General features: G+C 69.2%; 1 pseudogene. It reads right to left on the bottom strand.

Annotated features, from left to right (window positions below):
• Positions 1-452: pseudogene (locus tag ACFHVL_RS31460) on the bottom strand (LamG domain-containing protein); the annotation flags it as partial.

Here is a 452-nt window from a genome sequence, read left to right as displayed (position 1 = left end):
GGCGGGGTGAGCGTGACCGTCCGTGAGGCCCCAGGTGCCACCGTCACCTGGTTACCGGGTGGGTTGCTCCAGCCGTAGACGTAGGTCGTCACGTCCGGTGCACCACCGGCGGTGAAGGTGAAGGAGCCGGACTGACCCGGACCGCCGTGCGCGGTAGGCCCGGACGGGTAGTCCGACGATGTGATGCCTGGTGCCGGCGGCGCGCTGGCGTTGACGGTGAAGTGGCACGCGCCGGACCAGTCCGACCCGTCATGGGCGTCGGTGGTGTAGACCCGCCAGACAAAGGTCTTGCCCTCGGCCCCCGCCCCGAGGTTCAGCGTGATCTCACCGAAGTTGTTGGCCGGCCGGGACGGCCCGTTGGTCAGGTTCGCGGTCGGGCTGGTCACGTCCTTCCACTCGAACCTCCCGATCAGGGTGTCGGAACCGTCCGGGTCGACATACCGGGCCCGCAA

It is taken from the genome of Micromonospora sp. LOL_023 (assembly GCF_048060115.1).
Classification (GTDB): Bacteria; Actinomycetota; Actinomycetes; order Mycobacteriales; family Micromonosporaceae; genus Micromonospora_E.
The sequence above is the reverse complement of the archived record's forward strand: the minus strand, read 5'-3'. Positions and strand labels throughout refer to the sequence as shown.